The sequence below is a fragment of the Streptomyces inhibens genome (genome assembly GCF_003389455.1).
In the GTDB taxonomy this organism is placed as follows: Bacteria; Actinomycetota; Actinomycetes; order Streptomycetales; family Streptomycetaceae; genus Streptomyces; species Streptomyces inhibens.
In genome coordinates, this window is record NZ_QUAC01000207.1 from 1 (window position 1) to 23463 (window position 23463).

Consider the following 23463-nt stretch of genomic DNA (forward strand, 5'->3'; position numbering starts at 1 on the left):
GGCGCCGCGGTGGGCGAGGGCCCGGCCCGTGGCGATGCCGCACCGGCCGCCCCGCCCGAGGCGCCGCCCGCCGAGCCGGGCCGCTGGCGTCCCTGGCGGTTCCGGATGTCGAACGATGTGTGGGGCACCCCCGCCGTCGACGGCGATCTGCTCTACGTCACGTCCTTCGAGGTGCATGCGCTCGATGTGGCCAGCGGGCGCCGCAAGTTCAAGACCCGTGATGTCGCCTGGGCGATGGCGGTGGCGGACGGCCGGATCCATGCCTCGGACGGTCCGAGCCTGTACGCGCTGGACGCCGTCGACGGCACCGAGCGCTGGCGGCTGAACACCGACGGCTGGGTCTACGCCCTCACGGTCGAGCGCGGGACCGTCGTCACCAGTACGCGCGGTGGCGGCGTCCAGGCCTGGGAGGCCGCCACCGGTGAGCTGCTGTGGCAGATCGACCGGGTCCAGACCGATTTCGAGACGGCCGATGCCGGTCCCGTGCTGCACGACGGCACCGTCTTCGTCTGGGACGACGCGCGGCTGAAGGCGCTGGAGGCGCGTACCGGCGTCGAGCGCTGGTCATATCCGGTGGGCGACACGGCGTCCTGCGGCGGGGTGCCGATGCGGCTGCTCCCGGCGTCGGACGGTGCGGTCTATGTCGTGGCCGGCACCCGGGTGATGGCGATCGACATCGCGCGCGGCGATGTGCGCTGGCACTTCGAGGCGCCCGCGGTGTTCCTGAGCCCGCCCGCCTTCGCCCCCGGCCCGGCCGTCACCGGCGGCGGGGTCTATCTGGCGGACTACCTGGGCACGGTCTACGCCCTGGACGCGGCGGACGGCCGCGACCGCTGGCGGATCGCCACCGAGGCGCGGCAGTCCACCGAACCGGTGCTGGTCGCGCACGGCGCGGTCCACCTGGGCAGCGGCAAGGCGCTCTACACACTGGACGCGGTGACCGGCACCCCGCGCTGGCGGTTCCAGGCCGGCGCCGAGGTCGTCGGCGCACCGGTCGTCGCGGAGGGCCGGGTGCACTTCGGCTCGGCCGACCACTGTCTCTACACGCTGGACGCGATGGGCGGGCAGCTGCGCTGGAAGCTGGCGACCGGCGGCGAGATCACCGGGTCGCCGGTGGCGGTCGGCGGGGTGGTCTACGCGTGCAGCAAGGACCGGTGTGTGTATGCGCTGGACGCGGCCAAGGGGACGGGGCTCGCGCGGCGGTCGTGAGCGGGCCGTGAGCCGGCCGTCTACTGCCGGTCTTCCGGGGGCTGTTCGGGTTCTTGCGCCTCCGGAGCCTGTTGTTTCTCCGGCGCCTGCCGTGTCTCCGGTGTCTGCTGTGTCCGGGACGGCTGGGGCTGCTGAGGCTGTGTGGGCTTGTGGGGGCGCGGCTGCCGATACTCCTTGCCCCACTCCACCGGGGGCGTGGGGGGCTGCCGCCGATAGGCCGGCCTGGTCGGCGGCGGCTGTTGCGGCTGCTGTGACTGCGGCTGGTGTGACTGCGGCTGGTGTGACTGCGGCGGTTGTGGCCGCTGTGGCCGCTGTGGCTGCTGCTGGGTCGGTGGCGGCGGGGTGACCGGCAGCGGAGTGGTGGGGGTGTCGTCCTCGCCGGCGGCGTACGGCTCCGGGTTCCACTCCTCGGCCCCGGGGCGGCCCGCGTCCCAGGGTTCGGGCACCGCCGGGGGATAGGCAGTGCGCGTGTCGTAGCGGTCGTCGGGCCGGTAGTGGCCGTAGGACCCGTCGTCGTACTGCCGGTCGTCGTAGGGCCGCTCGTCGTAGCGCCGGTCGTATCCGTGGCCGTAACCGTCCTCGTATCCGCGGCCGTACACCCGGCGGCCGCGGCCCCGCATGATCAGGGCACCGAGCAGCATCAACGCGCCGCCGCCGAGGGCGTTGGCGACGCCGACCCCCAGGCCGCGGGCGCCGGCCGTCAGCTCGCTCGCGGCCTGTCCCTGGCGGACCATCCACAGGATGGTGAAGCCGAGAACCACCAGGCTGGCGAGGGCGACCAACGTCCGGGAGCGCAGTGCGACACCGATCAGGGTCAGCAGTGCGGCGAACGCCATGGGCAGTAGGACGGAGCCGAAGAGCGCGGCGCCGTTGGCCGTGATGCCGTTGAAGAGGTCCTCGATCCGGACGTCGCTGCCGTGACGGCCGTCGTACCAGGGACGGAAGGGGCTCCAGACGGCGGCCGTCGCTCCGACGAGGGCGATCAGCGACCCGAGAACGTTGCGCACCACGGGCGTCGCCTCGCTTCGGGTCGTCCTGTCGTCCTCCGTGACCGACGCTACGCCTGCCCCTGTGCACTCGCTAGACAAGTACGCCCGCACGCGTTACCGGGGCCCCTACGGGCCGTCACCGGGTCTTGCTAGGGTGCCGTGCACGCGTCAACCCTTAGGGGTGGCGCGGCTCAAAGGATTTCACGGGGGACGGGCAGACGAATGAAGCAGCACACGCGCACGGGCATGGGCTCCCGCGAAGGCGCCCGCACGGGGACCAGGGTCGTGGTCGCGGCCGGACTGGCGGTGGCCACGGTCGCCACGGTCGGCGGCTGTGCCTTCACCCGGCCCCGTGTCCAGGTACCGACCTACTTCCCGAGCCCCACCTCCACCGGCGGGTACAACCCGAACGACCCGACGCCGTCGTACGGCTCCACCCCGACGTACGAGCCCACCTACTCGCCGTCGCCGACGATGGAGACCTTCGACCCCGACGGGCGCTCCGATGTGAGCGGCAGGAACTGCGACTTCTCCAATTCGCTGCGCCAGTTCACGTACACGGTCTCCATCACCAACCCCTCCACGACCGACTCCTTCTCCTACGACATGGCCGTCAACTGGATGAAGGCGAAGCCGGCCGACGGCAAGGCGTACGGGCTGCACGAGCGCAGCATCATCGTGGGCCCCGGCGACACCGAGACCTACACCGCGAAGTACACCGTCAACCAGTCCTCCATCGGGCAGTTCTGGTACACCTGCCAGATCACACGGGCGCACAAGACCCGTATGTGACGGGTCACCTCACGGGCGGTCGGCCGTCCCGGCCGTCCCCGCCCCGGCTCCCGTCGGTGCCGTGCTTCTTCCGGGCGGCGAACAGCCCGGCCTGGCGGTCCGGGGGCAGATTGCCCAGCGCGATCAGCTGCGGGGCGTGCGCCAGCGCCTGCGATCTGGCCGCCTCCTTGGCCGCCCAGAGGGCGCGTACGGTGCCCTGGACCGCCTCGGACGGCTGAGCGGCGACCGCGGCGGCGCGGCGCAGCGCCACCTCGGCCGCGGCGCCGGGCGCGGTCAGCTCGGAGACCAGGCCGATCTCGTACGCGCGCGCGGCGCCCAGCCGCTCCGCCGTGCCCATCAGGGACAGCCGGGCGATCTCCCCCAAGGGCATCCGCTGCGCCATGTAGATGGACTCGTAGGCGCTGACCATCCCGTAGGTGGTGTGCGGGTCGAAGAAGGTGGAGTTCTCGGAGGCGACGATGAACTCGGCCTCGCCCAGGAGGTAGAAGGCGCCGCCGCAGGCCATCCCGTCGACGGCGGCGATGACCGGCTTCCACAGGTCGTTGGCCTTCGGGCCGATGGAGAGCATCGGGTCGTCGAGGGAGTAGGGCGAGGACGGCTGGGGGACGTCGGCGGAGCGGTCGATGCCGGTGCAGAAGGCCCGGCCGCCGGCGCCGGTGACCACCGCCGCCCGTACGGCGTCGTCGAAGCGGAACGCCCGCCAGATGGCGGCGAGTTCGGCGGCGGTGGCGAGATCCACGGCGTTGTGCCGCTCGGGCCGGTCGAGGGTGACCAGCGCGACCCCGTCCTTGATCTCCGTGCGGAGCGTCATGGCCGCTCCAGGAGCCAGCGGGGTACGGTCACGCCTGTGGGCATGGCGTGGAAGGCGACCTTCACCGGGGCGCCGATGCGCAGCCGCGCGGGGTCGACGGAGTTGAGGGCGGCGTCGGCGGCGGCGACGAGGTTGCCGACGAGGCGGATCCGCGGTGCCTCGGCCAGCTCCACGATGATCGCGTTGTAGCCGGGCCGGGCGGCGTACGCGGGCAGCAGCGGCGGGTGCGGAAGCACATAGGACCAGATGCGGCCGCGGCCGCTCATCTTCTGCCAGCGGGCGCCGAAGGACTGGCAGTGCGGGCAGCAGGGCCGGGGCGGGAAGCGCAGCTCTTCGCAGTCGGCGCAGGCCTGGATGCGCAGTTCGCCCCTGGCGGTGTACTCCCAGAACGGTGCGCCGTCGTCGTCGGCGACGGGAAGCAGCAGGTCGGCGTCGTTGCCCGGCCGATTGTCAGTGGTGGCCTTCATGCTTGGGGTCATGAGCTCTCAACTCCTCAGCAGCAGGGCCGAGGTGGGCACGCCCTCGCCCGCGGTGACCAGGCAGGTGGCGGCGTCGGGGACCTGTGCGGTGCTGGTGCCGCGCAGTTGCTTGACGCCCTCGGTGATCAGGTTGAAACCGTGTACATACGCCTCGGAGAGACCGCCGCCGCCGGTGTTGAGGGGCAGCCGGCCGCCGATCTCCAGCGCGCCGCCCTCGGTGAAGGCCGCGCCCTCACCGCGCCCGCAAATGCCGTAGCCCTCCAGCGAGAGGGGGATCAGGGGGGTGAAGGCGTCATAGATCTGTGCCACGTCGACGTCCTGCGGTCCGAGGTCGGCGCCCTTCCACAGGTGCCGGGCGGCGGTCCAGGCGGGGCCGGTGAGCGGGTCGTCGTTCCAGTAATTGACCATGCCGTGGTGCTGGGCGGGCAGGCCCTGGGCGGCGGAGTGGACGAAGACGGGCCGCTGCCGGCAGTCGCGGGCGCGCTCGGCGGATACCACGACACAGGCCAGTGCGCCGTCCGTCTCCAGGCAGTTGTCGAAGAGGCAGAGCGGCTCGCTGATCCAGCGGGCGGTCATATACATCTCGCGGGTCAGCGGGCGTTCGTACATGATCGCGGCCGGGTTCTGGTTGGCGCGGTTGCGGCAGGCGAGCGCGACGTTGAAGAGGTGGTCGCGGGTGGCACCGTATTCGTGCATATAGCGGCGGGCCAGCATGGCGATCTCGTCGGCGGGGCGCAGCAGTCCGAAGGGGCGGGTCCACTGCCCCGGGGTCGGCAGTTGGACCTGGGTGTTCTTCCAGGGGCGTGGTCCCGAACCGCGTTTGCGGGACCGCCAGGCGACGCCGACGCTCGCCTGCCCGGTGGCGATGGCGGCGGCCAGATGGGCCACCGTCGCGCAGGAACCGCCGCCGCCGTAGCCGACCTTGGAGAAGTGGGTGACGTCCCCGGCGCCGATGGCCTTGGCTATCTCGACCTCGTCGGTCTCCTCCATGGTGTAGGAGGCGAAGGCGTCCACCTCCGAGGGGGCGATCCCGGCGTCGTCCAGCGCCGCGACGATCGCCCGGCAGGCCAACGTCTTCTCGGATTCGGGGAGTTGTTTGGCGAAGGGAGTCTGTCCGATGCCGGCTATCGCCGTAGCGTCCTTGAGGGTCGCCCCCATCGCCACCTCCGTGGTCGGTCACCAGTGCTGACAGCGGAGGAGGCTACCGCTAATCTGACGGGCAGTCAGCTAGTGGTCGTCAGGTCTTTGGCGGGAGGCAGTGCGATGCACGACGACGTGGACGCGCGGGCGGACCTGGAGTACGGCGCCATCCCGAATCTGGTGCGCGCGGCCGCCCGGCGGTACGGCTCCCGGGAGGCCGTCGTCGAGGGCCGCACCCGGGTGTCGTACGCCGAGCTGGGCGAGCGGGTGGAGCGGGCGGCGGCCGCCTGTATCGCCTCCGGGGTCNGGTGGAGCGGGCGGCGGCCGCCTGTATCGCCTCCGGGGTCGCGCCCGGCGACCGCGTCGCCGTATGGGCGCCCAACACCCTCGACTGGATCGTCGCCGCCCTCGGTGCGGTCACCGCCGGCGCCGTCCTCGTCCCCGTCAACACCCGCTTCAAGGGCACCGAAGCCGCCTACGTGCTGCGCCGCACCCGCGCCAAGCTGCTGTTCGTCACCGGCACCTTCCTCGGCACGTCCTACGTCGCCTCGCTCCGCCGCGCCGCCCGGGAAGGCACCGGCCACGGCCCGCTGCCCGGACTGCCGCAGCTGGAGAAGGTCGTGGTGCTCTCCGACGACGCCCCCGCCGACTTCGTCACCTGGCAGGACTTCCTCGCCGGCGGCGCGGCGGTACCCGCCGGGACCGTCCGTGGCCGGGCCGACGCGCTGCGCCCCGACGCCCCCTCGGACATCGTCTTCACCTCGGGCACCACCGGCCACCCCAAAGGCGCCGTGATCACCCATGCACAGACCCTGCGCGCGTACGACGTCTGGAGCGAACTGGCCGGCCTCCGGGAAGGCGACCGCTACCTCATCATCAACCCGTTCTTCCACACCTTCGGCTACAAGGCCGGGGTCATCGCCTGTCTGCTGCGCGGCGCGACGATGATCCCGCAGCCGGTCTTCAGCGTGGAGACCGCGCTCGCCAACATCGCCGCCGAGCGGATCTCCGTACTCCCCGGGCCGCCCACCCTCCACCAGCAGATCCTCGACCACCCCGCCCGCGACCGGCACGACCTCTCCGCGCTGCGCCTGGTGGTCACCGGCGCCGCCGTCGTCCCCCTGGCGCTGGTCGAGCGGCTGCGCAGCGAGCTGAAGATCTCCACCGTCCTGACGGCATACGGCCTTTCGGAGAGCTCGGGCATCGTCACGATGTGCCGGCGCGGCGATCCGCCCGAGGTGATCGCCTCGACCTCGGGCCGGGCCATCCCGGGCACCGAGGTCCGCATCGTCGACGCCGCCGGCCGCCCGACGGCGCCCGGTGACCCCGGCGAGGTGCTGGTCCGCGGCTACCACGTGATGTCCGGCTACTTCGAGGACCCGGCAGGCACGGCCCGCACGCTCACCCCCGACGGCTGGCTGCGCACCGGCGACGTGGGCGTCCTCGACGCGGCCGGCAACCTCCGCATCACCGACCGCATCAAGGACATGTTCATCGTCGGCGGCTTCAACGCCTACCCCGCCGAGATAGAGCAACTCCTCGGCCGCCACCCGGACATCGCCGATGTCGCCGTCGTCGGCATACCCGACCCCCGCCTCGGCGAGGTCGGCAAGGCCTATGCGGTCCGCCGCGCCGGCTCCGCCCTCACCGCCGACGACCTGATCGCCTGGTCCCGCCGCGAGATGGCCAACTACAAGGTCCCGCGAGAGGTCGCCTTCGTCACCGAACTCCCGCGCAACGCCAGCGGCAAGGTCCTCAAGAGGACGCTGCGCGGTGCCTGCTAGTGGCGGCCGTCCCACGTTGTCGGCTCTCCCGCCGTGGTGGCTTGTCGGCGTTGCGCCTGCGGCGGGCGGTGGGTTGTCGGGTGCGGTGACGGTCCTCCGGGGCAGGGGTGGGAAGAGCGTGGTGGGGGTGTGCATGGGTGGTCCGCTGCGGGCAGTGGACGAGCCACCTTTTCCACCCACTCATGGAAGAGGACGGGGACTACACCGCCGTCCAGTCCGGGCGGCGGCCGCCGAGGGCCACCACCTTGTCGAGGAGCGGGGCGTTCTGCGGCACCGGAACCACGGGGCCGAACAGGGGACCGCTCGCCCCGGCCTCGGCCCAGGCGGAGAGCAGCGCGCAGGAGACCTTGAGGCTGTCCGCGTCGGGCGCGTACTCCTGGCCCGTGGCGCGCGCCAGGTCCCAGCCGTGCAGCACCAGCTCATTGAGCGCGACCCGGCCCGCGACGGAGCCCGGCAGGGCGACACCGCCCGCCTCGGTCTCCCCCTCCCATGCCTGCGGGGCGCGCCAGGCTTTCACCATTCCCGCGAGGTTCCGGTCCAGTTCGGCCCGCCAGCCGGGACTCACATCGGGCCGGAACACATCGGGGGAGGTGCTGGTCGTCGGGCCGAGCTCTTTGCGCGCCACGTCCTGGAAGGCGGCCGTCAGCCCGACGAGATGCCCCAGGAGGTGGCGTACGGCGTACTTCTCGCACGGTGTGGGCGCATCGAGCTGGTCATCGGCCGTCTGCGCCGCGAGCCGCGACACCAGCCGGGTCTGCGCCGCGAAGTCGATCATCTCGCTCATCATCCGGGTCCTTCCGTCTTGGGCCGTCGCCGCGGGCCCTCACCAGGGGCGGTCCTGGCCGGGTACCGCCGCTCCCAGTGAAGACGCCGCAGACGCCCGGAACTCATCGCCACACCGCCGGCCGCCCTCGTGCCACCCCGGCTACTCCGTATACCGCTCCCGCAGCGTCGCCTTGATCACCTTGTTCAGTGGCCCGCCGCGCGGCAGCTCGTCGATGAGCTCCAGCTGCTCCGGCAGCTTCTGCGTCATCAGCCCGGCCGCCCGCAGATGCGCGGTCAGCATGCCCAGGGTCAGCGGCGGGGCATCCGGATCCGCGGGCGTGATCACCGCGCACACCCGCTCGCCGCGGGCGCGGTCCGGCAGCCCGATCACCGCCGCCTCCGCCACCGCCGGATGGGTGTGCACCAGATCCTCGATCTCCTGCGCCGAGATGTTCTCGCCCTTGCGGATGATGATGTCCTTGAGCCGCCCGGTGAGCACAAGGTGTCCGTCGGGACGCAGATGTCCCAGGTCACCGGTGTGGAAGTAGCCGTCGGCGTCGAACGCCTCGGCGGTCAGCGCCGGATCCGTGTAGCGCCGGAAGAGCATCGGTCCCTTGAGCGTGACCTCCCCGGACTCCCCGGCTTCGGCCTCGGTCCCGTCCGGTCGCACGATCCGCACCCGCGCGCCCGCCACCGGTCTGCCGACCGTCCGGGACAGCTGCTCATCGTTGTCGTACGGCGTGCCCATGGCGATCATCGGGCACTCGGTCATCCCGTATCCGTGCACGATCGCGCACGCCAGCTCCCGCCCGGCCGCCGTATACAGCTCCGGCGGCATCGGCGCCCCGCCGCCGGACAGCAGCCGCAGGGACGGGATCAGCCGCCCGGCGTGCGGCAGCTCCTTGCGGTAGCGGCGGGACTCGTCCAGGAACGCCTGGTAGAAGGCGGTGCTGCCGCCGGCCATCGTGACGCCCCGCCGTCGGTAGACGGCGGCCGCGCGGCCCGGCTCGAAGCTGTCCAGGACGACCGCGGGAAATCCGCTGACCAGCATGGCGATGACATAGTCCGGGCCGGCGATATGCGCGTACGGGAAGGCGATCGAGCCGATGTCGTCGGCGGACATACCGAGCGCGGTGGCCAGTCCGACGCCGCCGGCGATGAGGGTGGCGTCGGTGTGCTCGACGCCCTTGGGGGCGGAGGTGGTGCCGGAGGTGTAGTAGATCCAGGTGGTGCCGCCGTTCTCGCCGCCGGGCGCCCGCCCGGGCTCCCCACCCGGATCGGCGGTCGGCAGCCCGCCCTCCACCGAGATCACCCGGACCCCGTCCCCGGCCGCCTTCCGCACCATCGCGGTGTGGTCGAACCCGCGCCAGATGCCCGGCACCAGCACATATTGCGCCGCCGACTCGGCCAGGATGAAGCCGACTTCGCGCTCCCGGTGGAGGGGGATGATCGGCGTCTGTACGGCCCCGAGCCGGGCCAGCGCGAGCGAGGCGAGCACCGTCTCGATCCGCGTCGGCAACTGCCAGGCCACCCGGGTCCCGGCTCCGATCCCCAGCTCCCGGAACCCGGCCGCCACCCGCAGCGCCTCGTCCCGTACCTCGTCGAAGGTGACGGTCCGCCCGTCCTCGTCGAAGAACATCGGCGCCCCGCGCGAGGCCCCTGCCCGGTACTCGACCAGTTCCCAGAGCGTCTGTATGCGAGCGGGTTCGAACACGGCGCGCCTCCTGGCTGCGAGCAGGGCGGAACGTGGCCCGGCCCGGCGACCTCACCAGGGCCGAATGGCGCGACTGTAGCAGCGGATCTGACGGTGCGTCAGTATGTCTGTGACCGTTGGCCTCACGGCCGGTGGCGGTCCTCCGCGCCGAGGTTCGCGGTGAGGGGCGCGTGGCGGTCGAGAGCGGTGACATCGGCGGGCTGCGGGCGATGGCGGTCGGCCATCGCGGGTGTGGCGGCGGTGCCGACGATCGCGACCGTGAAAGCGACCAGGGCTATGGCGTGCTTGATGCGGGGCACTGTGGCTCCTTCAGTGACGGCGGAACAGCTGCTCGTCACGAGAGACTAGTAACGATAGGACGTCTGTTCGGTCGCTTGGCCGAAACTGGTGCGGTGTACCGGAACGCCGAAGCGGTCGTGAAATGGCCGCAGGGACCGGTGTCGATGGCTCCCCTCCAGCCATCGAACCGACCCCTGCGATCCCCCGAAAACCCTTGCTCAGTGTGGCTCTACTTCGGATCCCCGAGCGGCGCGTGCTTGTCCTGGGCGCTCATGGTGCCGACGGTGGTCCCGTCCGCGGTGACCGGCTTCGCGGCGGCCTTCTTGGCGATACGGGGTGCGGCGATGGGCGCGTGCTTGTCCATCGGCTTGATGATGGGCTTCTTGCTCGGCTGGATGTTGCTCTCTTCGGTGCTCACGGTGACCAACTCCTGTGTATGGGCGCTTTCAGAAGGCCCGGCCGGCGACTCCCCCGTGGGTCGCCGGACGGGCATTCCAGGGCCGCTCACCCTAACGGTGGGGCCTAGCAACCGAGCCGCTTGCCCCCCGAGGCGGCGGATCGGCACTAGAGAGACTGACCGGTCGCGATGAACGATCGATAAACGTCGGCGCTAACGTCCTGACCTGTGGCTCCGCGCCCGCACACTTATGCGGCGGCGGCCAGGGCGAGCAGCGACTGCACCTCGCGGACCTCCGGCGAGCCCAGGCGTTCGTAGACGGGCAGGGCTTCCTGCCAGCACACGCGCGCACGGCCGGTGTGGCCTATGGCGTTGAGCGCGCGCCCCAGCAGCGTCAGGGCGTTGGCCCGCCACCACTCCCCGCCGACGCCACGCAGGGCCGTGAGCGCCTGTTCGGCGTGGTTGGCGGCCTGGGTCGGACGGTGGTCGCCGAGGTCGATCTCGCCCAGCCTGAAGTAGGTCACGCCTTCCCAGAAGCGCTGGCGGTTGTCCTGGAAGATGGCCAGCGCCTCGGTGAGTTGCTGGGCGGCCTCGTCCAGACGTCCGGCGCGGGTGAAGGCCAGGCCGAGGGTGTACATGCCGTTGGCCAGCCGCCTGGTGGCGCCGAGCTTCCGGTAGATGTCGATGCCCTCTTTGGCGAGGCGTATGGCGCTGTCCAGCCGCCCGGTCTCCAGGTGCACCCGGGCCAGATTGCACAGTGCGCTGGCTTCCGACTGCTTGTTGTGGTCGTCGCGGAAGGCGGTACGCGCCTGGCTCAGGTACGGCTCGGCGTCGGCGTAGCGCTGCTGGATGATGGCGATGATGCCGCGGTCGTTGGGCGCGTTGGAGGAGGAGAACGCGTCCTCCGTGGCCAGCCCCAGCAACATGGCCGACCGGGCGTGCGCATCCGCGTCGTCGAGCCGTCCGGCGAGGGTGTGCACATTCGTCAGCGAGGTGTGCAGCCGGGCCTCGGCGTGCTGGTCGCCGAGGTCTCGCGCGGCGGCCAGCAGGATCTTGTTGGCCTGCTCGTACTGATGCGAGTCGGCGCTGGACTCGGCGAGGTCCAGCGTCAGCAGCAGCAGGTCGACGGCTCGGCGCAGGGCGCCCTCCGTGGTCGACTGCTGAGCGCACGCCAGCAGGCAACGGGCCTCCCCGAAGAGCCACTTCAGCGCCTCGGGGCGGTCGGCGAACTCCAGACCCGGGTAGTTGGTCGGCTCCATGTGGTCGACGAGGCGGTCGCCCGGCCGCTCCAGCGCGTACATGTGCGCGGCCGTCGTCAGATAGAAGTCCAGCAGCCGCGACAGGGCCGCCTCCCGCTCGGACGGCGGGTGTTCGTCCCGCTCGGCGCAGGCGCGTGCGTAGAGGCGTACCAGGTCGTGGAAGCGGTACCGGCCGGGCGCGGCCGATTCGAGCAGGGAGGCGTCCACGAGGGACTCGATCAGTTCCTCGGCCGGTTCGAGCGGGAGATCGAGAATCGCCGCCGCGGCCGCGAGCGAGATGTCCGGGCCGTCTGCGAGCCCCAGCAGCCGGAAGGCGCGCGCCTGCTGCGGCTCCAACTGGCCGTAGCCCAGCTCGAAGGTGGCCTTGACGGCGAGGTCGCCGGCGCGGAGTTCGTCCAGGCGGCGGCGTTCGTCGGCGAGCTTGCTGGCCAGGGTGGAGACCGTCCACGTACGGCGGGCGGCCAGCCGGGAGGCGGAGATACGGATGGCCAGCGGCAGGAAGCCGCAGGCGCCGACGACGGCCATGGCGGCCTGACGTTCGGAGTTGACGCGCTCCTCGCCCACGATGCGGGTGAAGAGGGCCAGGGCCTCCTCGGGGCTCATCACATCCAGATCGATCAGATGCGCCCCGGCGAGATCGATCATCCGTGCCCGGCTGGTGATCAGCGCGGCGCAGCCCTCCGCGCCGGGCAGCAGTGGGCGGATCTGCGCGGCGTCCCGGGCGTTGTCCAGCAGCGCCAGTACGCGGCGTCCGGCGAGGGTGGAGCGGTAGAGGGCGGAGCGCTCCTCCAGGCCGTCGGGGATGGCGGAGTCGGGCGTGCCCAGGGCCCGCAGGAAGGAGCCGAGCACGGCCTCCGGTTCGCAGGGATTGTGGCCGGCGCCCTGGAGGTCGACATAGAGCTGCCCGTCGGGGAAGTGCTCGCGGGCGGCGTGCGCGACATGGACGGCGAGGGTCGTCTTGCCGACGCCGCCGATGCCGGTGAGCGCGGAGACGGCCATCACGCTGCCCTCGGCGGTGGCGAGTTGCTGGCCGAGCTCGGCGACGAAGGCGCGGCGTCCGGTGAAGTCGGCGACGGTGGCCGGGAGCTGCTGGGGGCGGACCACGACGGGGTCGGCGGCGTCCGGACCGTCGGTGACGACCGGCGGCAGGTCCAGATCGGGGTCGGCACGCAGAATGCGCTGCTGGAGGTCGGCGAGCGAGGCGCAGGGGTCGACGCCGAGTTCGTCGGCGAGCAGCCGGCGGGTGTCGGCGTAGACGGCGAGCGCCTCGGCCTGCCGTCCGCTGCGGTACAGCGCCAGCATGAGCAGTTCGCGCAGCCGCTCGCGCAGCGGGTGGGCGGCGGTCAGCGCGGTCAGCTCGGACACCGCCTCGGCGTGGCAGCCGGCTTCCAGGACGAGTTCGATGCGGGTCTCGGTCAGCGACAGCCGCCACTCGTGGAGGCGGGTGCGCTGGGTCTCGACGTACGGGCCTGCGAGGTTGGCCAGCGGCTCGCCGTCCCACAGGGCCAGTGCCTTGTCGAGGAGTTCGCGGGCACGGGGGCGGTCCCCGGCGGCCTTGGCCTTCTCCGCCTCGGCAGCGTGCTGTTCGGCGAGGTCGTGGTCGAGATCCAGGGGGCGACCGTCCACCGGGCGGATGGCATAGCCACCGGACTCGCTGACCAGGGCGTCGGCGTCGGCGCCCAGCGCCTTGCGGAGCCGGGAGGCGTAGGTGCGCAGCGCGGCGAGCGCGGCATGCGGGGGTTCGTCGCCCCACAGGGCGTCGACGAGTTCGGACGCGGTGGCGGTACGTCCACCGCGCAACAGGAGCGCGGCGAGCAGCGCACGCTGCTGTGGGGAGCCCACTGCCAGCGGCGTTGCACCGCGCCAGGCCCGTACGGGACCGAGCACGGTGAAGCGGAGCCGCTCCCGCCCCGGACCGTCGTCCATGGTGTCCCCCTGCTCTGAGCCATCTGTCGCACCGTACGCACCCTTTCGCTGTGCGCAACGGTCAGTCTGCCTTGTCGCGCCCGCTTCCGTCAGTAGGGGTCCGGACCGTGCACAAAGCCTCCCCGGCTGATGGGGGCGGGGGCGGGGCGGCGCATGCCGGGGGCGCGGAGGCTGAGCTTCCGTGCGCCCCCTGTTGCGGCATTGCCCTCCACGTTACTGACGGATCGTCAGATCGGCGCTACCGTGTCCGGCATGGAGACCTTCCCCAGGATCATCTCGGTGGACGACCACACGGTGGAGCCCCCCAACGTCTGGCGGGACCGGCTCCCGTCGAAGTACCACGACATCGGCCCGCGCATCGTCCGCGCACCCCTGAAGGAAATGACCTTCGTGGGCGGCAGGTTCGCCCCGAAAATGGGCGCGACGGGCGATGACGGACCGATAGCCGACTGGTGGGTCTACGAGGACCTGCACCGGCCGCTGACCCGCCTCGACACCGCCGTCGGCTACTCCCGAGACGAGATCAAACTCGAAGGCATCACCTACGAGCAGATGCGCCCCGGCTCCTTCAGCGTCCCCGAACGCCTCGCCGACATGGACGTCAACCACGTCCAGTCCGCCCTCTGTTTCCCCACCTTCCCCCGCTTCTGTGGCCAAACTTTCACCGAGGCCAAGGACCGCGAACTGGGCCTGCTGGGCGTGCGGGCGTACAACGACTGGATGGTGGAGGAGTGGTGCGGCCCGCAGGCGCGCGGCCGGCTGATCCCGCTCACCCTCGTCCCCCTCTGGGACGCGGAGCTCGCCGCCACCGAGGTGCGGCGCAACGCGGCTCGCGGCGTACGGGCGGTCTGCTTCAGCGAGATCCCTCCGCACCTGGGGCTGCCCAGCATCCACACCGATCACTGGGACCCGTTCCTGCGTGCCTGCGACGAGACCGGCACGGTCATCGCCATGCATATCGGCTCCTCGTCGAAGATGCCGTCAACCTCCGCCGATGCCCCGCCCGCCGTCGGCTCCACGATCACGTTCGCCAACTGCTGCTTCTCGATGGTCGACTGGCTGATGAGCGGCAAGTTCGACCGTTTCCCCGACCTGAAGATCATGTACGCCGAGGGCCAGATCGGCTGGATCCCGTACATCCTGGAGCGCGCAAACGTCGTCTGGGAGGAGAACCGCGCCTGGGGCGGCGTCGCCGACAAGGTCCTGCGCCCACCGTCCGAACTCTTCACCGAGCACGTCTACGGCTGCTTCTTCGACGACGCCTTCGGCCTGAAGAACCTGGACGCGATCGGCGTCGGCAATGTGCTGTACGAGACCGACTACCCGCACTCCGACTCGACATGGCCGAAGTCGAGAGAGGTCGGCGAGGCGCAGATGGGCCACCTGCCACCGGACGTCGTGGAGCGCATCGTCCGGGGGAACGCGATCGAACTGCTGGGGCTGACGGGGGAGGGGCTCTGGGGGCCGTCGGCGCCGGGGGCGTAGGGCCGACCTCACCGCTTTATGGCGAGATCGTGGTGCTCGACGGCGGGAAGGTGGAGGCGTCCGGCACCCACGAGGAGTTGCTCCGCCCCAGCCGACCTGCCTACCAGCCGACCTGCCGGGCCCTGCTGGGCGTGCACGGCGCGTAGCGCGCGGCCCGGACGACGCGGGATCCCGGGGCGGGGTACCGGGGTGGGCATCGCGAGGGGGACGTCCGGGCAGAGTGTCCGGCCCAGGGGGACGGACACTCTGCCACCTGGCGGGGCGTCACCGCGCTCGGGTATACCGGGAGGGCAGAGGACCGGCTCCGGAAGGAACCTCCATGTACGACCGAGAGAGCAGCCGAGCGCCGAAGAGCCGGGACACCTCGGCGGACCGCACCTCCCCGGCCCGGGCGGGGGCGCCCGCCGAGGCCCTGCTCGCCCTCCAGCGCTCGGCCGGGAACGCCGCCGTGGTCCAGATGGTGCGCCGGGCCTGCGCCTCCGGTGCCGCCCAGGACCGGCACCGGCGCGGCCCCGGCTGCGGCCACGGGGAGGAGCGGCAGCCTACGGCGCAGCGCTCCGCCGTGCACGGCGTCCTGCGCAGCGGCGGCCAGCCGCTCGACGACCGCAGCCGCGCCGACATGGAGGCGCGCTTCGGGGCCGACTTCTCCGATGTGCGCCTCCATACCGACGCCGCCGCCCGGGCCTCAGCCGCCGAACTCGGCGCCGCGGCCTACACCTCCGGCAGCCACATCGTCGCCGGGCCCTCCGGCGTCGACCGGCACACCCTCGCCCATGAACTGACCCATGTCCTCCAGCAACGCTCGGGACCGGTGGCCGGGACCGACCGGGGCGACGGACTGCGCGTCAGCGATCCGTCGGACCGGTTCGAGCGCGAGGCGGAGGCCACCGCCCGCCGGGTGATGAGCCGCCCGGCGACCGCCGCCCCCGCTGCCGGGGACCCGCCCGCTCAGGCCGCGCAGACCTCCGGGGGGACCGGCGACGTCCAGCGCATGCACCACCCGGCCAAGATCGACGACGAGGTTCGGAGGCTGGTCGCCCAGGCGGAGAGCAGCGTCGACGCGTACATCGCCGACTACGGCACCTGGCAGGTGAACCGCGGGAACGTCAAATGGCTCACGAACAACGCGGACCTCAACGACTCGTTCGAGAATCTTGAGAACCGGGTGGGCCCGCCCCAGGGGCGCGGCAAGGCGGATCTGGTGGCCGCCTTGGAGGCGACAATCCGCGCCGACCTGACCAGCACCTCGTCGGAGACGGTGGCGAACACCCGGACGGCGGCGCTCGACGCGAAGCGCAAGCTGGTCCTTGGCCGCACGGGCGACACCGGCCCGTGGGCCACGTACCAGCAGGGCAAGCCCCAGGTCGGGGACCGGCTGCCCGAAAGCGCACGGATGGGCCGTCGGCTGAACACCGCCAAGTGGTCCGTTCCCGTCAACTTCGCCTTCATGGACGGAGGCATCGCGGAGCGCGCCGTGTTCAAGATCGTCACCAGCCTCGGTTCGCAGATCGAAGGCATGCTGATCGGCGGGCAGCTCCACGCGGGCAACTTCTGGCAGGAGATCGAGAACCTGGGCGACAGCCCGCTCTGGGACAGCGGCAAATCGGCCGACGACGGCGGCCCCCAGGCGATGCTGGGGCACGAGATCCTCCAGCTCATCGAGTCCGGCTACCGGTTCTACGGCCGGGAGAGCACCTATGCGCAAGGCGGCGCCCGGCTGGTCGCGGTCCACCCCGACCGGCCCGCGCCCGCGGTCGGGGACAAGACCCAGCCGCTCACCATCCCCTGAGCCCTCGCTACGAGACCTCTCCCCCGAGCCGACGACGGCCGGACAGGCAGGTCGAGTGGCCGCGCCTCCCCTGACAGCGCCCGCTTATCATGTGCAGGTCAATGCTCATGACGGGGGAACGGGGGAGAGCAGATGGCTTTCTTCACCCTCGCAGCCGAGCGCACCGCCGCATCCGGTCGGCGCGTTCGGCTCGAAGCCACATCTGCAAAGGAAGTCATGCGTCACCACCGAACACTTGCCATCGTCGGAACCCTGTTCGCCTTGGCATCGGTTTCCGCTTGCGGCGGCCTGCCCTCCGCGGGTTCGCCCCAGGAAGCCGGGAACTTCCTCACGGGGACGCTCGGCTGCGAGCGCATCGACTTCGCCTCGCCCCGCGAGGTGCAGCAGGCGCAGGCCATGGGGATGCGGGGCATCAACGGCGGCGGCGAGTGCGACGAACCGGCGCGCGGCGACGGTGACGCCGACTTCCTCACCATCGAGGACATGGAGGCGTTCCAGACCGCCGTCAAGGCGGACGAGGACGAACAGGACGACCTCATGATCGGCGACGACTTCGCCGTCGACCCCGGCAGCGACGATCAGCGGCGCGAACTCCTCAATGCCGGGCTGCTGTTCCTTAATTGCACCCCGGACTTCAAGGCGCCGTCGGGCAGCACGGTCGAGGACGGCGAGGTCGAAGGCTGCGCCACGACCGACTATTCGGAGGACCTTGACTGAGTCCCGCCGACGGATCCACGCGGATGTCGTTCGCGTGGATCCGTTCCGTGGTCGCGGACGGTCACCCACCCCCACCCCCCATCACTCACCCGAGGGGAGTGGGGGTATCCAGGCTTCGCGCTACCGTCGGCGCCGGATTGATCCCATGCCCAGGGCATGGGCCATTCCCACCACTTCGGCCGACGCCGGGAATTCGCGGTGTCGGTTCCGGCGACGCAGGGCGCCGGCGCCATCAAGGCAGGTTTTCCACAGGGGATCAACACGAACGGCCCCGCCCCGTACGCTGACAGTGACGAGCTGTACAGAGAGGGGCAGGCCGTGTCTTCAGATGCTACGCCGGACCCGTACGCCGAGCCGGTGGTCTTCGGTCAGCGCATGCAGATCCTCCGGACCCGCAGAGGGATGAGCCGCAACGTCCTGGCCGGTCTGCTGGGCAAGTCGCCGAGCTGGGTGAAGCAGATCGAGGCCGGGCGTCTGCAGATGCCCAGGCTGCCTGTGGTCCTCCGTATCGGGGAGGCTCTCAGGGTTCGGGACCTGTCCGAGCTGACCGGTGATCAGTCGACGTCGATCGGCCTGTTCGAGGGACCAGGTCATGTGCGTCTGCCTCAAGTACGTACTGCGATCGATGCATTCCCGTTGACCACGCAGCGAGCGGCGCCGTCCCCGGTGCACCTTCGTGAACGGCTGACCCGGGCCTGGAGCGCCCGGCACTCCGCGCCGAACCACCGCGACATCATCGGGGGTCTTCTGCCGGCGCTCATCCAGGATGCGCAGCTTGCCGTGCTGCAAGCCGACTCGGCGCGCGAGCGGCGGGTGGCACAAGGTCTGCTCTCCGGGGCGTACAGCCTGAGCCAGTTCTTCCTCGCGTACCAGCCGGATGCCTCGTTGCTGTGGCGGGTCGTCGAGCGCGCGATGATCTCTGCGCAGGAATCGGAGGATCCGCACACCATCGGCGTGTCCGCGTGGCTGGCGACACAGGCGCACCGCGACAGCGGGCCGGCCCATTTCGACGCAGCCGACGCGGTGAACCTGGAGACCCTCCGCTACCTGGATGCACTCCTGCCGGATGCGAGTAATGACGTGCTCGCTATCGCCGGTGCGCTGCAGTTCGAGGCCGGATACACCGCAGCCCGCCGGGGGGAGACGGGAACTGCATGGCGTTACTGGGACAAGGCCCACGCCATCGCAGAACGGCTGCCGGCCGACTACTACCACCCCGTGACCTCGTTCTCCCAGGCCGTCATGGGGGCACACGCGGTCACGGTCGCGGTCGAGCTGCACGCGGGCGCGGAGAGCGTACGGCAGGCGTCGGCCGCGGATGCTATGACGATCCCCTCCCGGCCCCGGCGTGCGCGGCACCGCATCGAGGAGGCGCGTGGCTATCAACTCGATGGTCAAGCGGAGGCGGCTCTCGCGGCTCTCGACAAGGCGTACGAGGCCGCACCGGAGACCATCCGCTACAACGGCTACGCACGGCGCATCGTCTTGGAAGAGGCGGAGTCGAAGAGCCCTGCGCAGCGGCGGAGGGCGAGTGAACTTGCCGTGAAGATCGGCGTATTGGCGGCCTGAGCAAGGGGGCACAAAGTGTGCCCCCTCTCCTTGCCCTGGGGCCATACGGTCAGTCATCGCACGACTACCGAAGACCCCCGCGACCGCGCGAACGGCCCGGAGGCATGGCCAACGCCTCGTAGGAGCGTCGACATGCCGCACTGTATCGCCCGTATCTTCGAGCCGCTGTTGCGGCTGTTACTGCCCGCACCGGGACGTCATCGCTCGGAGGGCATGTACCCGTACGTGTCCATGCAGCCGCGTACGGATCGGCCGCCTGTGCGGTCGCGGCTGGTGCGCGTACAGATGGTGCGGGGCGAGGACAGCGTCATGGTGCGCCCGTATCTGGTGGCGTACGAACGGCGGCAGGAGGATCGGCTCCACTGCGCCTGTCGGTACGCCCGACGGTCGGACGCGCAGGGCGTGGGCCTCGGCCGCTGGTCGGCACATGGGGCGGAGGTGGCCGCGCGATGAGCGAGCCGCAGGCGGTCACCCGGCTGCTGCCGTGGGTGAGCCCCGACGGGAAGACCTGCTTCCTCGTGAGCGACGGCAAGGGGGAGGGCGGGCTCTCCCGTGTCGCGGACCGCATCGAAGCCGTACAGCTCGACATGGCGTACGGGCTGCTCGATCACGCGGCCGGCATGCTCGGGGACAGCAAGGTGCCGGAGCAGGAACTCCGCTTTCTTGGCTGCCAGTTGAGTGCGGCGCTCAGAGACGTATGCCGCCTCGCGGAGAGCAGGCGCACGCGCCTGTCGGAGTCGGAGTTGGAGTCGGAGTGCGATGGCTATGAGGCCGAGCGAGGAGAGGGCGGGCGGCCGGGTGCCAAGTAACTTCCCACCAGTACGGACGAGGAGGCGCCGGTAGGCGCGATTCTTGCGGTTGCTGTGCGGCGGGTGGGCGGGCGTGGGTGGTCCGGCCGGCGGGCGTAGCCCCGTGGTGTCGTGCCCGTGGGGTGACGGCGCTCCTGAGGAAACGGCGGACAGCATTCCAGATTCGAAGATTTTTCTAGAAAAAGATTCCATAATTGCTGTCCATCGGGGCACACTTGGCTGGTGCCGCTCAAGGGCTTGGCGAGGTGCTGGACCCCTGCGTGCATCTGTATCCCGCCCTGGGGAGGGTCGTGTGACTGCGGCGCTTCGGGGTTCCGGCCCCACGGGTAGGTGTCGTGACCGGGAAGGCGGGGCCGCCCCCGTTCCAGCTGCGCTCAAAGAGGAGGCTTCTGGTGAGGATCAAGGGTTATCAGTACTTCTGTGGGGAGTGCAGGTTCCGCACCTCCCGGCGGAGTCAGTCGCAGAGTCTCGACGAGATGCAAGAGCACTACGAAAAGCGCCACCCTGGAATTTACCCGCCTGAGCTCCTCTATCGAGTCAAGATAAAGCGAGGCCTGTTCGGATAGAGCCGGGACGGTCGCGCACTCGCCGCCTGCTGTCAATAGATCTCTGACTCATGTCGCTGGGTTGTGTCTCTCCGATTGTGACCGGAGAGACAGAACCGAGTGCGAAGAGGCCGGTCATGGCCACATAATCATCGGCTGGCCCTCCATTACAGCGCCATGGATTTCCAGTCGGGTGCCCACGTTGTTCTGCATCATCGCCACCCACTCGTTGTAGAACCGGGTGCCGGCCAGCGGCCCGCTCTCGCCCGGCCCAACCCTGTGCATCGCGAGCGCCCAGGAGTTGCAGACCAGCACCAGTTGCTCGGCGTCCTCGACGCCACTGTTCCGCAGCGCCGCAGCCGCCCTGCGCTGATCTGCGACGACGTCGTCTTCATCCAGGAGCTGTTGAAGGTCGGCGCGGGCCGAGTGCGGCTCGTTGAACACCGCCCACCGGAACCGTCCGGAGGGTCCCGAGGACGACCATGGCGCGTGGACCGCCATCCAGCTCCATCCGGGCCCCGACCGCCCTGTGGAGGCCGGGGACTCCTTGTCCGGCATGATGCCGTTGAACGGGGTTGTCTGGGTGGGATGTGCGCTCAGCCTCTTCAAAGCTCCTCCTTGGGCCTGCTTCGCGCCAAGTCATTTCCGTAGCGGCGATTGCGCACGGCGCTGCGCCCGAAGGTGACGCCTTCCTGGTCACCGACGTCCGCCAGGTGCGCGCAGGGGTTCGGCGCACTCGCCGAGCCTTTGTGCGTCGCATCTCAAGTGTGCCCCGAACGGCCAAAGTTGCGAAGCGCTTTTCTAAAAGGATCTTCTAATTTGGGAAGGTTGTCGTTTCGTGCGGTCGATGGTTTTCCATGCCGTGAGGTGGTGCCTCCCTGCCCCGGCCGCGGCCCCCTCCAGTCGTGGCTGGTCATTCTGATGCGTTGCGCGTTCCGGCCCTTGCCTGATGATGCGTGAGGCACGACGATGTCTCGCGCAAGCTATATGACGATCCGTCAGATATGGCTGGAGGGCACGCGTGGACGGAACGGACGGCACGGACGGCATGGACGGCACGGACAGCGTGGGCGGTGGCGGTGTATGGCGGCCCGAGGGCGGGCGCCTGGCGTACGGTATGCAGCTTCCGGTGCAGTCGCAGAGCACCCTCTACGCGGAGAGCTGGGAGGCCGCGGCGGGACCCGCCGATCTCGTCGAGCTCGCGCGGGCCGCCGACCGGTACGGATTCGCGTATATCGCCTGCTGTGAGCACATCGCGATCCCGCGGCGACTGGCCGAGGCGATGAGCACGGTCTGGTACGACCCGGTCGCCACCCTCGCGCATCTGGCCGCGGTCACCGAGCGGGTCCGGCTGCTGAGCCATGTCGCGGTGGTCGGGTTCAGGCACCCGCTGATCACGGCCAAGCAGTACGCGACGCTGGACCGGCTCTCCGGCGGGCGGCTGATCCTCGGGGTCGGTGCGGGGCATGTGGCGGAGGAGTTCGAGGCGCTGGGCGTGGACTTCGCGCGGCGTGGGGCGGTGCTGGACGAGACGGTCGATGCGCTGAAGGCGGCGCTCGGCCCGGAGGAGTTCCCGAAGTTCGCGGGGGAGCGATTCGCGTTCGAGGGGCTGGGGCAGGCGCCGCGGCCCGTGCAGACGCCGCGGCCGCCGATCTGGGTGGGCGGCTCCTCGCCCGCCGCCGTACGCCGGGCCGCGGAGCGCGGTGACGGCTGGCTGCCGCAGGGCGACCGGCGCGAGCAGCTGCCCGCGCAGATCGCCAAGCTGCGGCGGCTGCGGGAGGCGGCCGGGGTCGGGGAACCGGCCGCGATCGGCACCATCGCCGAGCCGCTGTACGTCGGCGATCCGGGATGGGCGGTCGGCCGGCGGACCCTGTCCGGGGCGCCGGAGCGGATCGCGGACTCGCTGCGGGAGTACGGCGCGATGGGCGTGCACCAGATCCAGGTGCGGTTCCGCAGCCGCAGCCGCAGCGAGTTGGTCGATCAGATGGCGGCGTTCGCCGCCGATGTCGCGCCGCACCTGAACTGAGCATCCGGACCTGAAGCGAGCGGCCGTATGTGAAGCGAGCATCCGGACCTGAGCCGAGCGGCCATACGTGAAGCGAGCGGCCGTACGTGAAGCGAGCGGCCGCACCTGGGTCGAGCATCCGCACCTGAACCGAGCGGGCGCACCTGAGCCAAGCATCCGCACCCGAACCGAACAGCCAAGGAGGCTTTCATGGGCAAGCTGGACGGGCGTGTCGTCCTCATCACCGGTGCGGCGCGCGGACAGGGCGAACAGGAGGCGCGGCTCTTCGCCGCCGAGGGGGCGAAGGTGGTGCTCGCCGACGTCCTCGACGACCAGGGGGAGGCGCTCGCCAAGGAGATAGGGGAGGGGCGGGCCGCCTATGTCCACCTGGACGTGCGCCAGGAGGGCGACTGGAGCGCCGCCGTCGCCGCTGCCAAGCAGGCCTTCGGGAAGATCGACGGTCTGGTCAACAACGCCGGCATCCTGCGCTTCAACGAGCTGACCAGCACTCCGCTCGACGAGTTCTTGCAGATCATCCAGGTCAATCAGGTCGGCGCCTTCCTCGGCATCAAGACCGTCGCGCCCGAGATCGAGGCCGCCGGGGGCGGCACCATCGTGAACACCGCCTCGTACACGGGCGTCACGGGCATGGCCTACGTCGGCGCGTACACCGCCACCAAGCACGCGATCGTGGGTCTGACCAGGGTCGCCGCACTCGAACTCGCGGCCAAGAAGATCCGGGTGAACGCCGTGTGCCCGGGCGCCATCGACACCGCCATGAGCAACCCGGCCCAGCTCGACCCGGAGGCGGACGGCGAGGAGGCCGCGCAGGCCCTCGACGAGCTGTACAGGAAGCTCGTACCGCTGGGGCGGATCGGGCGTCCGGAAGAGGTCGCCAAGCTGGCGCTCTTCCTGTCCTGCGAGGACTCGTCGTACATCACGGGGCAGCCGTTCGTCGTCGACGGCGGATGGCTGGCCGGGGTCAGCATCTTCTGAGGTG

General features: G+C 70.8%; 20 protein-coding genes and 2 pseudogenes. 12 read left to right on the top strand and 10 right to left on the bottom strand.

Annotated elements, in window-relative coordinates:
* Positions 1 to 1209: outer membrane protein assembly factor BamB family protein (locus tag DY245_RS25550; RefSeq protein WP_147318372.1), on the top strand; the 1209-nt coding region annotated here is incomplete at its 5' end.
* A gap of 20 nt (positions 1210 to 1229) precedes the next feature.
* On the opposite strand, the gene DY245_RS47910 is transcribed toward DY245_RS25550, so the two are convergent.
* The gene (locus tag DY245_RS47910) at positions 1230 to 2219 is read right to left on the bottom strand and encodes a hypothetical protein (RefSeq protein ID WP_342354214.1); all 990 of its coding nucleotides are present in this window, start codon (positions 2217 to 2219) and stop codon (positions 1230 to 1232) included.
* A gap of 201 nt (positions 2220 to 2420) precedes the next feature.
* On the opposite strand from DY245_RS47910, the gene DY245_RS25560 reads away from it, so the two are divergent.
* Complete coding sequence (locus DY245_RS25560; RefSeq protein WP_128509575.1) at positions 2421 to 2990, top strand: hypothetical protein; 570 nt, start codon at positions 2421 to 2423, stop codon at positions 2988 to 2990.
* 4 nt (positions 2991 to 2994) lie between these two features.
* Here DY245_RS25560 and DY245_RS25565 read toward each other — a convergent pair whose 3' ends face one another.
* From DY245_RS25565 to DY245_RS25575, 3 genes are read right to left on the bottom strand one after another with little or no spacing between them, the layout of a single operon-like run.
* A complete protein-coding gene (locus DY245_RS25565; protein WP_128509576.1) occupies positions 2995 to 3801 on the bottom strand; it encodes an enoyl-CoA hydratase/isomerase family protein in 807 nt (268 codons plus the stop codon).
* Positions 3798 to 4280 (bottom strand): Zn-ribbon domain-containing OB-fold protein, encoded by a 483-nt coding sequence (locus DY245_RS25570; RefSeq protein ID WP_128509577.1) that lies wholly within the window; start codon positions 4278 to 4280, stop codon positions 3798 to 3800. Before DY245_RS25570 ends, DY245_RS25565 begins: the two co-directional genes overlap by 4 nt.
* 6 nt (positions 4281 to 4286) lie before the next feature.
* Positions 4287 to 5438 carry a lipid-transfer protein gene (locus DY245_RS25575; protein ID WP_128509578.1) on the bottom strand — a complete coding sequence of 384 codons (1152 nt, stop codon included), beginning with the start codon at positions 5436 to 5438 and terminating at the stop codon, positions 4287 to 4289.
* A gap of 105 nt (positions 5439 to 5543) precedes the next feature.
* On the opposite strand from DY245_RS25575, the pseudogene DY245_RS46755 reads away from it, so the two are divergent.
* A pseudogene (locus DY245_RS46755) lies at positions 5544 to 5726 on the top strand (fatty acid--CoA ligase family protein); the annotation flags it as partial.
* 1 nt (position 5727) lies between these two features.
* Positions 5728 to 7204: pseudogene (locus tag DY245_RS25580) on the top strand (FadD3 family acyl-CoA ligase); the annotation flags it as partial.
* A gap of 199 nt (positions 7205 to 7403) precedes the next feature.
* On the opposite strand, the gene DY245_RS25585 reads toward DY245_RS25580, so the two are convergent.
* The 5 genes from DY245_RS25585 to afsR all read right to left on the bottom strand — a co-directional run bounded on the left by DY245_RS25585 (position 7404) and on the right by afsR (position 13544).
* Positions 7404 to 7988 (bottom strand): TIGR03086 family metal-binding protein, encoded by a 585-nt coding sequence (locus DY245_RS25585; RefSeq protein WP_128509579.1) that lies wholly within the window; start codon positions 7986 to 7988, stop codon positions 7404 to 7406.
* Positions 7989 to 8129: 141 nt separating this feature from the next.
* Complete coding sequence (locus DY245_RS25590) at positions 8130 to 9683, bottom strand: class I adenylate-forming enzyme family protein (protein WP_128509580.1); 1554 nt, start codon at positions 9681 to 9683, stop codon at positions 8130 to 8132.
* Positions 9684 to 9805: 122 nt separating this feature from the next.
* Complete coding sequence (locus tag DY245_RS44660) at positions 9806 to 9982, bottom strand: hypothetical protein (RefSeq protein WP_181923862.1); 177 nt, start codon at positions 9980 to 9982, stop codon at positions 9806 to 9808.
* 209 nt (positions 9983 to 10191) lie between these two features.
* Complete coding sequence (locus DY245_RS25595; RefSeq protein WP_128509581.1) at positions 10192 to 10380, bottom strand: hypothetical protein; 189 nt, start codon at positions 10378 to 10380, stop codon at positions 10192 to 10194.
* Positions 10381 to 10607: 227 nt separating this feature from the next.
* Positions 10608 to 13544 carry an SARP-family global regulator AfsR gene (gene afsR / locus DY245_RS25600; RefSeq protein ID WP_128509582.1) on the bottom strand — a complete coding sequence of 979 codons (2937 nt, stop codon included), beginning with the start codon at positions 13542 to 13544 and terminating at the stop codon, positions 10608 to 10610.
* A 252-nt stretch (positions 13545 to 13796) separates the two neighbouring features.
* Here afsR and DY245_RS25605 point away from each other — a divergent pair, with 252 nt between their 5' ends.
* The 6 genes from DY245_RS25605 (at position 13797) to DY245_RS25635 (ending at position 19913) form a co-directional block, all read left to right on the top strand.
* Positions 13797 to 15029, top strand: a complete 1233-nt coding sequence (locus DY245_RS25605) for an amidohydrolase family protein (protein WP_342354215.1) — start codon at positions 13797 to 13799, stop codon at positions 15027 to 15029.
* 319 nt (positions 15030 to 15348) lie between these two features.
* Positions 15349 to 16818: an eCIS core domain-containing protein gene (locus DY245_RS45355; protein ID WP_220377942.1), complete on the top strand. Its 1470-nt coding sequence runs from the start codon at positions 15349 to 15351 to the stop codon at positions 16816 to 16818.
* Positions 16819 to 17079: 261 nt separating this feature from the next.
* A complete protein-coding gene (locus DY245_RS25620; protein ID WP_128509585.1) occupies positions 17080 to 17535 on the top strand; it encodes a hypothetical protein in 456 nt (151 codons plus the stop codon).
* A gap of 318 nt (positions 17536 to 17853) precedes the next feature.
* Positions 17854 to 19104: a helix-turn-helix domain-containing protein gene (locus DY245_RS25625; protein WP_128509592.1), complete on the top strand. Its 1251-nt coding sequence runs from the start codon at positions 17854 to 17856 to the stop codon at positions 19102 to 19104.
* A 132-nt stretch (positions 19105 to 19236) separates the two neighbouring features.
* Positions 19237 to 19557: a hypothetical protein gene (locus DY245_RS25630; protein WP_128509586.1), complete on the top strand. Its 321-nt coding sequence runs from the start codon at positions 19237 to 19239 to the stop codon at positions 19555 to 19557.
* A complete protein-coding gene (locus DY245_RS25635; protein ID WP_128509587.1) occupies positions 19554 to 19913 on the top strand; it encodes a hypothetical protein in 360 nt (119 codons plus the stop codon). Before DY245_RS25630 ends, DY245_RS25635 begins: the two co-directional genes overlap by 4 nt.
* Positions 19914 to 20593: 680 nt before the next feature.
* Here DY245_RS25635 and DY245_RS25640 read toward each other — a convergent pair.
* Complete coding sequence (locus DY245_RS25640) at positions 20594 to 20902, bottom strand: hypothetical protein (RefSeq protein ID WP_128509588.1); 309 nt, start codon at positions 20900 to 20902, stop codon at positions 20594 to 20596.
* Positions 20903 to 21506: 604 nt separating this feature from the next.
* Here DY245_RS25640 and DY245_RS25645 point away from each other — a divergent pair.
* Positions 21507 to 22484 carry an LLM class F420-dependent oxidoreductase gene (locus tag DY245_RS25645; RefSeq protein WP_128509593.1) on the top strand — a complete coding sequence of 326 codons (978 nt, stop codon included), beginning with the start codon at positions 21507 to 21509 and terminating at the stop codon, positions 22482 to 22484.
* A 189-nt stretch (positions 22485 to 22673) separates the two neighbouring features.
* On the top strand, positions 22674 to 23459 hold the full coding sequence (locus DY245_RS25650) for an SDR family NAD(P)-dependent oxidoreductase (protein WP_128509589.1): 786 nt from the start codon (positions 22674 to 22676) through the stop codon (positions 23457 to 23459).
* Positions 23460 to 23463: the final 4 nt, after the last annotated feature.